This window comes from Streptococcus infantis (genome assembly GCF_047464415.1).
Taxonomy (GTDB): Bacteria; Bacillota; Bacilli; order Lactobacillales; family Streptococcaceae; genus Streptococcus; species Streptococcus infantis_AE.
In genome coordinates this window covers 32072-44220 of sequence record NZ_JASHBX010000006.1, presented here as the reverse complement: position 1 = coordinate 44220, position 12149 = coordinate 32072, and the positions used below count along the sequence as shown (strand labels likewise).

Here is a 12149-nt window from a genome sequence, read left to right as displayed (position 1 = left end):
TCCTAGTAAAATTTCAAAGTCTTATCCTTACCATGATCATCAGAGAAGTTTGAAAAACCAGTCTATGATCTTAAAAAGAATCTTATAGAACAGTAATTGGAAGGCGAAAGAGATTAGGAACCAGAGTATTTTTATCAGACCAACAATTGGTGTTATAAAAAGAAGAGTAAAGAACCTCCAAAAAGATTTCATTCTTTATCCTCCGGCTTCATCAACCAAGTAGCTGTATCCATAAGCTTATCTACGAGAACTAATTTCGCCAAACTAACGACTGTGTTTTCATCTTTCTTTATGGTTTCTGCAACTTTTAAAGCTTGCCTTGTAAGAAGATAATTACCGTAGGTTTTGGCCAGTACTGTTATGATCCCCATGTCATTCTCCTTCGATGATTTCAACCTCTTTTTGGATAGTGGCAACATCTCTTTGATATTGTGCTTCATCGTAGTTAATCAATTTGGACAATTCTTTTTGCAATCTTTCTCCCATGGGTTTCATGGTCGCAAAAGTTAAGCCACCTGATAGGACTCCACCTAAGATAGGAATAACTTTTCCCATCCCCTTAGCCAATCCTCCCTTGGTCAGATTCACTCCAAAGATTTTCAGAACTTTTTCCAAAATTGGATACCAAAGAGTCTTTGTCAAAGTCTTTCTGTTTACAATTTTCATCACTTGCTTAGCAACTGTAACCCCACCAGAACGAAGTAGAGCGCCCGCACCATTTACTCCCAACATCACTCCCAGATAGAGCAAAAGGGTATTTTTAGCTTCTTCGCTCAGCTCATTTCGCGAAGCCCAGAGATCATCATAGCCGTAAATATAGCCTAGCTCCTGGGCTAGTTTTAATGAAAATGCGTAAAACTGGGCTACATCTATCGGAATTGTAACCGCCATGGCAATACCTCCAGGTAAACCTGCTAAAACAGATGTCCCACTTGCCAGTAAAATATTATCTTTAATACAGGCATTGGCCACTCGATCTAAGGTTTCCTGAGGTAATAAAGCTGTCGGCCCTTCTTCCAATAATCTAGGAATATCCTTTGAAGCCACTTCCTTAGAGAATTTGTCCATTAAAAATTTTGACCGGTTCACTTTGACGACAGGAAGTTTTACTACCTGTTGCAACACTTGCATCGCCACATCTTCTTTAGCCATCTCTATCTCCGTTTTTCATTCGTATCAAGCTTTATCTTATCATATTTATGGAATAAATGATATTTTCAAGATTTATTTTATTGATTTCTACTCATCTAATCTGACTAGACAATGACCTACTTATAGACACACAAAAAAGAGGGTTGCCCCTCTTTCTGCTTAATTTTTATCCAGATTGCGTAGCATTTCGTCAATCTTGTTTCCATATTCGATGGATTCGTCTTTGACGAAAGTTAAGTCTGGAATTTTGTACAATTTCAAATTGCGACCAAGCTCACGTTTGATTGTTCCAGTTGCTTTTTCAAGCCCGACTTGAGCTTTCTGATTATCTGAAGCAAGATTACTCAAAATAGTGTAGTAAACCTTAGCCATAGATAAATCACCTAGCATCTGAACATCAGTGATAGTCACACCTTGGACACGCGGATCACGGACTTTCTTTTGCAAAATCTCATTGACTTCGCGCTTGATTTCCATGCCCACACGATCCGTACGGAAATGATTTGCCATGCTTTTTCCTTTCTCTCAATTGAACCAAAAGCTAGGCCAGCAGACCTAGCTATTTTTAAACTTATTGATTTTCAATTCAAATTGAAACGAAGTTCAATTTGAACTTATCTGCTTCTTTCGCCGTGGTGAAAGTGATTGTACTGATAATTCAGTTCAATCACTGGGGATTTTTGAGACTCTAGGCTCAAAAATAAGCAATGAAACCATCGGTTTGCTTGCGTCCCTCACCACCTAAGAAAGGAGCAAAAATCTTATCTCTTGATTTCTTCCATGATGTAGGCTTCAATCACATCATCCATCTTGATATCATTGTAGCCGTCAATCATGAGACCACCTTCACGGCCGTTTGTAACTTCTTTAACGTCATCTTTATAGTGTTTCAAGCTAGCTAGGGCACCATCGTAAATAACGACACCGTCACGGATGACACGGACTTTAGAGTCACGGGTAACTTTACCGCTGGTAACCATAAATCCACCGATTGTTCCCACTTTAGATACCTTGAAGGTTTCGCGGATAATCGCTTCACCGATAACTTTTTCTTTAAATTCTGGGTCAAGCATCCCTTTCATGGCTTCTTCCATCTCTTCGATAACCTTGTAGATGATGCTGTGGAGACGGATTTCTACATCGTCAGCTTCTGCTTGTTGACGAGCTTGTGGTGTAGGACGCACGTTGAAACCAACAATAAAGGCATTTGAAGCTTCGGCAAGTGTCACGTCAGATTCATTGATAGCACCTACTGCTGAGTGAACAATAGTTACTTTAACACCCTCCACATCAATCTTTTGAAGTGATGCAGAGAGAGCTTCAACAGAACCTTGTACGTCGGCTTTGATGATGACGTTAACAGACTTGAGTTCTCCTGCTTTAAGGGTATCAAAGAGGTTTTCAAGGCTGACACGTTGAGTAGCTTGACGTTGCTTCATAAGAGCACGTTTAGCACGTTCTTCACCAGCTGCACGGGCAGATTTTTCATCTTCGTAAACGGCAAAGTGGTCACCTGCCATTGGCGCTTCGTTCAAACCTGTGATCGATACTGGTGTTGATGGGCCTGCAACCTTCACACGACGTCCGAGGTCGTTGGTCATAGCACGGACACGTCCAAAAGTATTTCCGACAACGATTGGATCTTGGACATTCAAAGTACCTTGTTGAACAAGAAGGGTTGCGACCGCACCTTTTCCTTTATCCAAACGAGCTTCGATAACAGTACCGATGGCACGAACTGTTGGATCAGCTTTGAGCTCTTGAATTTCAGCCACAAGTAGAACAGTTTCCAAGAGTTCATCGATATTTTGGTTGAACTTGGCTGAGATTTCTACGAACTCAGAATCTCCACCCCAAGCTGTTGACATAACACCATGTTCAGCCAATTCACCGATCACACGTTCTGGGTTAGCACCTGGTTTATCGATTTTGTTGATAGCTACGATGATTGGAACATTAGCCGCTTTTGAGTGGTTGATGGCTTCGATAGTCTGAGGCATTACCCCGTCATCTGCCGCTACGACCAAGATGGTAATATCGGTAACAGAAGCACCACGCGCACGCATAGAAGTAAAGGCCGCGTGTCCTGGTGTATCAAGGAAGGTAATCTTCTTGCCATTTTCAACGATTTGGTAGGCACCGATATGCTGAGTGATTCCACCTGCTTCACCTGTCGCAACACGAGAGTTACGAAGGGTATCTAGGAGTGTTGTCTTACCATGGTCAACATGTCCCATGATGGTAACAACTGGTGGACGCTCTACAAGTTCATCTTCATTGAGATAACCATCTTCAGCGAAGAAACGTTCGATATCAGCATTGTCCACTTCAACCTTTTGTTTAGCATCAATACCGTAATCTACCATGAGGAGTTCGATTGTTTCACCGTCTAAGGACTGGTTTTGTGTCGCCATCACGCCCATCATGAAGAGTTTCTTAACAATCTCAGCTGGTTCGCGCTTGATACGTTTTGCAATTTCCGCGACGGTCATACCATCTGTATATTCAAATTCTGTTGGCAATTCATGGAACTTACGCTCTGTAACAGGTTTTGGTGCCTGATTACGGTTGTTTTGCTTATTGCCTTTTTTATTCTTTTTGTTATTGTTCCAGTTACTATTTCTTTGATTTCTCACTTGATTTTGACTACTTCGATTCTTTTGTTGTTTTCTAGGACCATCTTCTTCGTGATCAAAATCGTCACGTTCTTTGTCTGGTCGGGCTTGTTTCTTACGACGTGTATCCACTACAGGTTCTTTAGCTGCAGGAGCTACTTCAACCACTGGTTGAACTTGCTGTACTTGTTCAGCCAATTTAGCAGCTTCTTCAAAGATTTCCTCAGGTTCCTTGCGTTTGTTTGCTTGAGCCAAGGCTTCTTTGGCAGCTTGAGACTGCTTGAAGCGTTCCTCACTTGAACGAGCATATTCTGCATTTTGCTCTGCCTTTAGAGCAGCTGCACGGGCTTTAAAGTCAATACGTGGGCCTGCTTGATTTGGACGTTTGTCCTCTTGCTGACGGCGATCATTCCCACGATTTTGCTGACCTTGTTGTTTTTTACCTTGATCATTAAATCGGCGGTTGTCGCGATTCCCTTGACCTTGTTTACCACCATTACGGTTATCATTTTTTTGACGATTTCCATTTTGCTGGTGGTCACGGTTATTGCCCTTATTTTGCTTGCGTCGTTCAGCCTGCTCTTTTGCACGTGCTTCACGCTCAGCCTTAAAGTTTCGACTCTGTGGTTTTGCTGGTGCCACTTTTTCCTCTTTAGGGGCAACAGGTGCTGCTGGTTTTGCCTCTTCCTTAGTGACAACTGGCTTTGGAGCCACAGGTTTCGATTCTACCTTTGGAGCAGGAGCAGGTTTAAAACTTGCTACGATTTTTGAAGCAGCTGCTTCCTCCACACTTGATGAGTGGCTTTTCACATCCAAGCCCAACTCTTTTGCACGCGCTACAACTTCCTTACTTTCTTTTCCAAGTTCTTTCGCGATTTCGTACAATCTTTTCTTAGACAAATCATGTCCTCCTCTTCTATTCCATAAGAGACCTCATTTTCTTTGTAAATCCAGCATCTGTCACAGCCAAAACCTTTCTTGATTTTCCGACTGCTATGCTTAATTCCAGTGTTGAAAACACGGTAATAACTTCTACTTGATAATAATGACTTTTATCCTGAATCTTCTTGGTCAGGTTGGGAGCGGCATCATGAGCGAGAAATACCAGCTTTACTTTCTGGTCTTGGATGGCTTTGACTACCATTTCCTCACCCGAGATGATTTTCCCTGCTCGCTGAGCAAGACCCAAGAGATTGATAATTTTTTGCTTATTCAAGTCCTAACTCTCTTCTTTTCACTTTGTGATCGACATAAGCAATCAACTCGTCATAAAAGCTTTCTTCAACTTCCATACTAAAGCTACGGTTAAAGACTTTTTTCTTTTTGGCCTCAAGGGCTTCTGTATTGTCTAGCTTGATATAAGCGCCGCGACCATTAGCCTTGCCTGTCGGGTCGATAAAGACCTGTCCTTCTTTGTTCTTGACAATACGAAGTAAATCGCGTTTATCAATCACTTCATTGGAAACCACAGACTTGCGCAAAGGGATTTTTCTAGTTTTCATCTTCCCCTCCTCTGATCAGCTCTTATTCTTCGACCAATTCGTCTGTTTCTACCTGGTCAGCTTGTTCTGCTGCTTCCATGGCTTCAAACTCACTTGCAGACTTGATATCGATACGGTAGCCAGTCAAATGAGCTGCCAAACGAACGTTTTGTCCACGACGACCGATCGCAAGAGAAAGCTTGTTATCTGGCACAACGACCAAGGCACGTTTACTGTCGTTTTCATCAAAGATAACTTGGTCAACTTCTGCAGGAGCGATAGCGTTGTAGATAAATTCAGCTGGATCGGCTACCCATTCGATAACGTCGATGTTTTCTTCGATTGGAACCATACGATCGCTCTTAGCATCGTAGCGAGTTGGGTGGAATTTGCTAGTAATTTTCTTGATGTTAGCACCACCACGTCCAACGATTGTACCAATGGCGTCCACATTTGGATTGTGGCTACGAACAGCAACCTTGGTACGGTCACCTGCTTCACGAGCTACGCTCATGATCTCAACAGTTCCGTCATAAACTTCAGGAATTTCTTGTTCCATTAAGCGTTTGATCATCTCTGGATGGCTACGACTTACAAAGACGTTGACACCACGAGGATTGTCTTCAACCTTGTAGACATAAACTTCGATACGATCGTGAGAAGCAAAGACTTCTCCAGGGATTTGGTCTTGTTTTGACAATTGGGCTTCGATGCTGCCAAGGTTGACATAGATAAAGCGATTGTCGAAGCGCTCCACTGTACCTGACATGATTTCTTGTTCATGCTCTTTGTATGTGTTGTAGGTGATAGCACGTGTTTGCTTGCGCATTTTTTCCATGATGGTTTGTTTGGCAGACTGGGCTGCTACACGACCAAACTCACCTGGTGCTTCTTCAAATTTAATCTTGTCCCCAAGCTCGTAAGCTGAGTTAATGGCAAGAGCATCTTTCAAGCTGATTTCCAAACGGCTATCAAATACTTCATCAACAACTTCACGAACAGTATAAACTGTAAAGTCACCTGTTTTTTCGTTGAAATCAATGGCTACACTATCAGACTGCCCATAGCGTCTGCGATAGGCTGAACGAAGTGATTCCACCACTGCATCAATGATGTCTTCTTTTTTGATTCCCTTGTCTTCTTCCAAAATGCGGAAGGCCTCTAGCATTTCTTTACTCATCTTCTATTCACTTTTGAATCTTCAAAAGCTTCCTTTCTTTTACTATAATTTTACTGCTAAACGTGCTTTTGATACCAAACTGTATGGGATTTTGACTGTTTTCTTACGAGTCTTGTCCATATACTCCATAGTCAACTCATCCTCTTCAAAGGCTAGCAAGGTTCCTTCAAAGACCTTTTGCTTATCGATGGCTTGGTAAAGTCCAACATGGATGTATTTCCCAACTGCTCCAGCGACCGCTTCCTTGGTTTTCAAAGGACGCTCCAAGCCTGGACTGGTGATTTCTAGGAAATATTGTTCTGGGAAGGGATCTGGCTTGATAGTATCTAGGACAGGACTGATGATTTCTGTCAAGTCCGCTGTGTCGTTCAAGGTAATTCCCTCTGGTTTATCTACAAAAATACTAAGAATCATGTCACTGCCAATCTTTCCGTACTCGATATCCACGAGTTCAAAGGGAGCTTCAATGACAGGTTCTACGACTTCTCTGACTAATTCTACGATAGTTGCGATTGCGTCCACCTCCTCATAAGCAAGAGGCGAAGATATTTCCCCGCCTCACTTTCTCATATTCTTACTTACAGTATAACACTTTTGACTACTTATGTAAAGTATAAGCACTCAGAAGGCTTGATTTTAAGCTTTTTCTTAAAATTCTGCCTCAACTCGGTAGATAACTTGACCCTTACTTGAGAATTTTTGCTCATATTCTGTCATGACATTTCCTTCAAAGTCACTGGCGTGCAAGTCCAACCAAACGCCATTGAGCTTCATGCCATATTGAGAAAAACTCACTAGGCTATATTCAAACAAGCCACGGTTATCTGTCTTGAAATGAATCTCACCGTGTTCAGGCAAGATACGCTTGAAGGTATCCAAGAAACTCTTATAGGTTAGACGACGCTTTTCATGGCGTTTTTTAGGCCACGGATCTGAAAAGTTCAGGTACAAACGATCAATCTCACCATCTTCAAAGTAGTCGGTCAAATCTGAACCATCAACCCACAACAACTTGATATTGGGTACAGCAACTTCCAAGACCTTGTCCAAGGCATAGCTCAAAACAGACTTTTGAATATCAATCCCGATATAGTTGATATTAGGGTTTTGCTTGGCCATACCTGTTACAAAAGCACCTTTACCACTACCAACCTCAACATGGATAGGATTGTCATTTCCAAATAAATCTCGCCATTTCCCTTTGGCTTCTAAAGGATTTAAGACAACATACTGAGGATTAGCCTCTAGTAATTCTGTTGCCCCTTTACGATTTCTAACTCTCATCTCTTCTTTCCATACTTGTCACGGAAGATACGCAAGGCATAAATCTCCCGATTGACATTTTCTAGATCTTCATTTGTATAATATTTGGCAATCTGGCTCAAGAAGGATAACTGAGCATACCAAAATAGTTTGTTGATGACTGTCTGGTTGTATTTGTAACCGTAATAAGTCAACCACTCTTTCCACTGATAGTCTGGAATATAGTGACATAGCATATGAGCTACATCAAACATGCGATCCGTTAAACGAACGGAATCCCAATCCACTAAATAAACAAGACCGCTCTCTGTCTCAATCCAATTACTATGTCGTACATCTCCATGAACAATCGTTGCATAATCTTCCCTAAAGTTTGGCAAACTTCCTCGCAAATCCTCTACTACCATTCTTAGATATTGATTGTTCTTCAAGGATTCTGGAGCATCTTTTAACCAAGCCTGAAGCAAGTCAAAAGGTGTTTCTAAAGAATAGCCCAAACGAGTCAATTGCGTCATCAAAGGACGCGAACGATGCAAGCGGCTCAAAATATTGATAATCTGCTTGCGATTCATATCATAAGGGGTCAAAATTTTACCATTCAACCATTCTTGGGCACACATATCACGCCCATCCGATAAACGGCGAGTCCATAATAATTGAGGAGCGATTTGTTCCTTGGCTAAACCAGGTAGGATTGGAGAGGTGTTCATTTTAATAAAGACGCGCTTCCCATCAGGGTAGCTTCCCATATAAGCTTTTCCGCTTTTCCCAGGTATAGGGGTCAGCGTTAGCTCAATATCACCCAAGTCCATTTCTTTCCTCCGTATAAAGTTTCCTTACTATTCTACTAGTTTTTATCTTATTCGTCAACCAGTCCCGACCTGATTCTCAAATAAAAGCCTCTGGGGTGGTTTGGGTTATCATTATAGAAAGAAAAAGGTAAGCGCAATCTCCTACTTACCTTTCATGATTTTTATAAATAAAATAAGAGTGGCAAACTGTTGTAAAACATATGGACTAAAGTGGAGACCCATAGGTTTTGGCTCTTTTTATAAGCAAAGCCCAGCAACAAGTCCCCAAATAGATAATAGAAAAACGAAGGCACATCATAAGGATCATGCATGAAAGAAAAGAGAGAGGAAGTCAACACAAGTCCTAACCAAGAATTATCAAAAACTGCACCTTGAAGAAGTCCTCTAAACATAAATTCCTCCTGGATTGGTCCCAAAACTGTAACACTTACAATAAAGGAAAGCGACAGTCCTCTACTAGTTTCCTCAAGATGTTGAGCCGAAGCACCAGAAACAACTGAGAAAAAGGCATGATAGCCTATATTTACCAGCACAGTGAGAAGAAAAATTCCAATGGACAGCAAAAGCTGCTTTTTACTTAACATCCCAAAAGAAATCATGTCAAACCATTTCGCATAGCCAAAACTAAGGAAAAGCAAGAGACTCTTTACAGCAATGAATGTGTACTGGTGTTGAAAATAATCTCCTTGATTGACGAAATATCCCGCTGTACCAACGATTGCAAAGACTAAAAATCCCAAAAACAAAGCATGACATTTATTGAAAATGGCCATAAAACTATCCTCCCCATCAAACAGACTTCCCTACACGTCATCCTTTAGCTCTAGTCTTTCCAAAACAAACCACTTGAGTAACCAAAATCCGACCACATAACCACCCCCTAAGAAGATAGCCATTAAAGATAGCATGGGATTTAGGAAATAAAAGAGCACCACAGATACAAAGGTTAGCACAAAAACATTGAAAGCAATGGTGTCAGAAGCCAAGTCTAGAATATAGGGCGTCAACCAGTCTAAGGTTTTTGAATCTAGGAAAAATAAGTGTTTATACATGATGACCTCCTCTATGGCTGAAAAGCAAGCCTTTTGGTTTTTTACCCCAAGACCCTATGTAGAAAAGTGAGTAAAAATGGTAAGTTTGCAATGATATTATTAACAATATGAATCGTGTAAGACGGATAGATAGTCTTTGTATAGCGTGTCAAACCACCAAATATACATCCAACTGCTGTATAAACCAGAAGGTCTAGTAGACTAGGAAAACTTGAAAAATGAGGTAAGGCGAACAAAACTGACGGAAATAGAATATCCAGTCCCCATCTTGAATTCTTAAAGAAGGCATGTTGAAGCAGTCCCCTACATACCAATTCTTCCATCAGAGGCCCTAGTACTATTAAGGTTAGATAAACTCCGAACTCTGCAAAATTGGTCTCACTATAGGCAATAAACAAATTCCAACTTTCGTTTGTCCCCTGAACGTGTTTAGCTGTCAGATAGTTAAAGCTTATAAGAACGACAGCTGCTAACACCGTCAGAACAGAATAGCTCAACCACTTTTTCCTAGGGATACGAAAGAGATAAGCATGGCCCGACCTAACCAAGAACCACATCATCAAACCGATAAAGAGAACACTGATGATGTTTCGAATCCAGATGACATTTCCTACCCCAGACGAGAACTCCCAATAATTTCTCCAAAATTGGGTTGTCCAAGACAATCCGAAAAACAAAAATAAATAAGAAAGAATTGCACTTGTTTTGAAAAGAATAGAATATTTTTTCATAGAAACTCCCTCATAGCTTTGCTATCGTAACTGCCACCAATTATCATTTAATCCTCCAGCATTCAGTCTCGGTAGCTATCACCATGACTTTGATAAGCCAATACATCTACCCTTGTGTACTTTTGTTGCTGTTAAAAACTTTATATTTTTCATCATCTAGGCAGTCAATTCTTTTCAAAATGATAGACCATCATCCTTTTTCTACCTAATCATTTTATAAAACTTGATAGTCTCGATGAAAAGCCTTGGCAGATACCACTCTATGATTGGTGAGGTCAAGATAATCTCCTGGATAGCCAAGGACATACATACTATAACCAGCAAAACCTCCTCCTGCTGTTCCGACTAGCCCGATTTTGAGATTGGTTACAAGAGAAGACTGAAGGCCTGCCATTAAAATTCGGACATGATTGTCTAGCCATACTATGTAATTCTTTTTCAAGGCATCTTCTACCCAACTTGGTTTCGGTGTATCCTTACCAATTTCCCAAACTTCTGCTATTTGATTTTTATATTTTGCTTGCATCTTTTTAATCTTTCTTTTAAGATTTTCACAGGGTTTTTATGTTCTTCTTGCCTGGTCTATGTTTTAGCAGACTATAGATCGTAACAGGGGTACTTACCAGTACAAGAACATTTCTCCAGAGTTCTGTTGAAATCATGAGTACTCTTATACAAAGAACAAGAGATAGCAATATTATTACAACTCGGGCAAATAAATCTAAAAAATACACATACTTTTTCATATGATTCCTCCATCTATTGATTTCACATCTACCAGGTCAGTTCCCTAGGCACTATGACGCTAATTGACCATCCTCTACATTCCTTTGTAAATTTAACTACTGAAAACTACTAGAAGAATGATAAACAATTGTAACAGATATGGACTAAGATAGGCACCGATAGATTTTGACTCTTTTTATAAGCAAAGCCCAGCATCAAACCTCCAAATAGATAATAGATAAATGAAGGAACATCATAAGGAGCATGCAGGAAAGAGAAGAGAGAGGCAGTCAGTATAAGGCCCAACCAAGAATTTTCAAAAACCGCACCTTGAAGGATACCTCTGAAAACAAATTCCTCCAGAATAGGCCCAAAAACTGTCACGCTTGCAATAAAGGATAATGAAATTCCTGTACTAGTAGCCTCAAGGTGTTGATATCCAGCACCAGAAGAGACTGTAAAAAAACTATAATAACCTATATTTACCAGCACACAAATAAGAAAACTTCCAATAAAAAGTAGAATTTCTTTCTTCGTTAACCTTCTTAGCGAAACCATATCAAACCATTTCGCATAGGCAACACTCAGTGAAATCCAGAAAGTCTTTACGATAATAAATAGGTACTCGTTTTGAAAAAAATCTCCTTGATTGATGGTATAACCTACTGAAGTAACTATTATAAAGGCTAAAAATCCAACAAACACAGCATGACATTTATTAAAAATGGCCATAAACACAACCTCTCTCCTTTAAAAGTCGATCAAAATAAGGATGCAAGAATTTTGCATTTTACAGATGATCCTTAGCAGATATTAATTTAAAACTATTCATTCTATTTAGATGATCCATTCCAGACCTATAAAACTTCTATGTTCAAGATTCAAAATGGCTTTTTCTCCATTTTTTATTGAACTGAACGAAGATATAAACCGAAGCAAAGTATGCTAGCGCATCCATTACATAATACCACTCATTTCCCCTAAACGGATAAAGACAGGTTTGCATGATTACATACAAGATGACAATCGTAACTATTTTTTTCGCCATAAGAATCACTCCTTTATTTCAGTTTAGCATTGGTATCCTTGTAACTTTTACACTTTTAGTATGGCACTGCTTTTTTAGGTTTTGTATCC

General features: G+C 40.2%; 15 protein-coding genes. All 15 read right to left on the bottom strand.

Annotated elements, in window-relative coordinates; all coding sequences use genetic code 11:
- Window positions 1-188: 188 nt before the first annotated feature.
- On the bottom strand, window positions 189-371 hold the full coding sequence (locus QM460_RS04790; RefSeq protein ID WP_045763661.1) for a hypothetical protein: 183 nt from the start codon (window positions 369-371) through the stop codon (window positions 189-191).
- A gap of 1 nt (window position 372) precedes the next feature.
- Entirely contained in the window at window positions 373-1152 is a 780-nt protein-coding gene (locus QM460_RS04785) for a hypothetical protein (protein ID WP_414289397.1), read from the bottom strand.
- Between the two features lie 159 nt (window positions 1153-1311).
- Window positions 1312-1662, bottom strand: a complete 351-nt coding sequence (gene rbfA / locus QM460_RS04780; protein ID WP_001273596.1) for a 30S ribosome-binding factor RbfA — start codon at window positions 1660-1662, stop codon at window positions 1312-1314.
- Window positions 1663-1913: 251 nt separating this feature from the next.
- Window positions 1914-4667 (bottom strand): translation initiation factor IF-2, encoded by a 2754-nt coding sequence (gene infB, locus QM460_RS04775; RefSeq protein WP_414289396.1) that lies wholly within the window; start codon window positions 4665-4667, stop codon window positions 1914-1916.
- Window positions 4668-4683: 16 nt separating this feature from the next.
- Complete coding sequence (locus QM460_RS04770; RefSeq protein WP_414289395.1) at window positions 4684-4983, bottom strand: YlxQ-related RNA-binding protein; 300 nt, start codon at window positions 4981-4983, stop codon at window positions 4684-4686.
- Window positions 4976-5269: an RNase P modulator RnpM gene (rnpM, locus tag QM460_RS04765; protein WP_414289394.1), complete on the bottom strand. Its 294-nt coding sequence runs from the start codon at window positions 5267-5269 to the stop codon at window positions 4976-4978. Before rnpM ends, QM460_RS04770 begins: the two co-directional genes overlap by 8 nt.
- A gap of 22 nt (window positions 5270-5291) precedes the next feature.
- A complete protein-coding gene (gene nusA / locus QM460_RS04760; protein ID WP_414289393.1) occupies window positions 5292-6428 on the bottom strand; it encodes a transcription termination factor NusA in 1137 nt (378 codons plus the stop codon).
- A gap of 42 nt (window positions 6429-6470) precedes the next feature.
- Entirely contained in the window at window positions 6471-6950 is a 480-nt protein-coding gene (gene rimP, locus QM460_RS04755; protein WP_414289392.1) for a ribosome maturation factor RimP, read from the bottom strand.
- A 126-nt stretch (window positions 6951-7076) separates the two neighbouring features.
- Window positions 7077-7712 (bottom strand): tRNA (guanosine(46)-N7)-methyltransferase TrmB, encoded by a 636-nt coding sequence (trmB, locus tag QM460_RS04750; RefSeq protein ID WP_001266101.1) that lies wholly within the window; start codon window positions 7710-7712, stop codon window positions 7077-7079.
- Window positions 7709-8503, bottom strand: a complete 795-nt coding sequence (gene ccrZ / locus QM460_RS04745; protein ID WP_000362994.1) for a cell cycle regulator CcrZ — start codon at window positions 8501-8503, stop codon at window positions 7709-7711. Before ccrZ ends, trmB begins: the two co-directional genes overlap by 4 nt.
- 161 nt (window positions 8504-8664) lie before the next feature.
- The gene (locus tag QM460_RS04740) at window positions 8665-9276 is read right to left on the bottom strand and encodes a lysostaphin resistance A-like protein (protein WP_414289391.1); all 612 of its coding nucleotides are present in this window, start codon (window positions 9274-9276) and stop codon (window positions 8665-8667) included.
- Between the two features lie 30 nt (window positions 9277-9306).
- Window positions 9307-9555 (bottom strand): immunity protein BlpZ, encoded by a 249-nt coding sequence (blpZ, locus tag QM460_RS04735; protein ID WP_414289390.1) that lies wholly within the window; start codon window positions 9553-9555, stop codon window positions 9307-9309.
- A 41-nt stretch (window positions 9556-9596) separates the two neighbouring features.
- Entirely contained in the window at window positions 9597-10286 is a 690-nt protein-coding gene (locus QM460_RS04730) for a lysostaphin resistance A-like protein (RefSeq protein WP_414289389.1), read from the bottom strand.
- 214 nt (window positions 10287-10500) lie between these two features.
- Window positions 10501-10812: a role in replication gene (locus QM460_RS04725; RefSeq protein ID WP_414289388.1), complete on the bottom strand. Its 312-nt coding sequence runs from the start codon at window positions 10810-10812 to the stop codon at window positions 10501-10503.
- Between the two features lie 329 nt (window positions 10813-11141).
- Window positions 11142-11744, bottom strand: coding sequence for a lysostaphin resistance A-like protein (locus tag QM460_RS04720; protein ID WP_414289387.1), 603 nt, complete (start codon window positions 11742-11744; stop codon window positions 11142-11144).
- Window positions 11745-12149: the final 405 nt, after the last annotated feature.

Bases quoted from the DNA above. Each gene is read 5' to 3' on its own strand.
- QM460_RS04790 (WP_045763661.1), bottom strand. From the start codon at position 371: ATGGGGATCATAACAGTACTGGCCAAAACCTACGGTAATTATCTTCTT.
- blpZ (WP_414289390.1), bottom strand. From the start codon at position 9,555: ATGTATAAACACTTATTTTTCCTAGATTCAAAAACCTTAGACTGGTTG.
- trmB (WP_001266101.1), bottom strand. From the start codon at position 7,712: ATGAGAGTTAGAAATCGTAAAGGGGCAACAGAATTACTAGAGGCTAAT.
- QM460_RS04740 (WP_414289391.1), bottom strand. From the start codon at position 9,276: ATGGCCATTTTCAATAAATGTCATGCTTTGTTTTTGGGATTTTTAGTC.
- rnpM (WP_414289394.1), bottom strand. From the start codon at position 5,269: ATGAAAACTAGAAAAATCCCTTTGCGCAAGTCTGTGGTTTCCAATGAA.
- nusA (WP_414289393.1), bottom strand. From the start codon at position 6,428: ATGAGTAAAGAAATGCTAGAGGCCTTCCGCATTTTGGAAGAAGACAAG.
- rbfA (WP_001273596.1), bottom strand. From the start codon at position 1,662: ATGGCAAATCATTTCCGTACGGATCGTGTGGGCATGGAAATCAAGCGC.
- QM460_RS04785 (WP_414289397.1), bottom strand. From the start codon at position 1,152: ATGGCTAAAGAAGATGTGGCGATGCAAGTGTTGCAACAGGTAGTAAAA.
- QM460_RS04725 (WP_414289388.1), bottom strand. From the start codon at position 10,812: ATGCAAGCAAAATATAAAAATCAAATAGCAGAAGTTTGGGAAATTGGT.
- QM460_RS04730 (WP_414289389.1), bottom strand. From the start codon at position 10,286: ATGAAAAAATATTCTATTCTTTTCAAAACAAGTGCAATTCTTTCTTAT.
- ccrZ (WP_000362994.1), bottom strand. From the start codon at position 8,503: ATGGACTTGGGTGATATTGAGCTAACGCTGACCCCTATACCTGGGAAA.
- QM460_RS04720 (WP_414289387.1), bottom strand. From the start codon at position 11,744: ATGGCCATTTTTAATAAATGTCATGCTGTGTTTGTTGGATTTTTAGCC.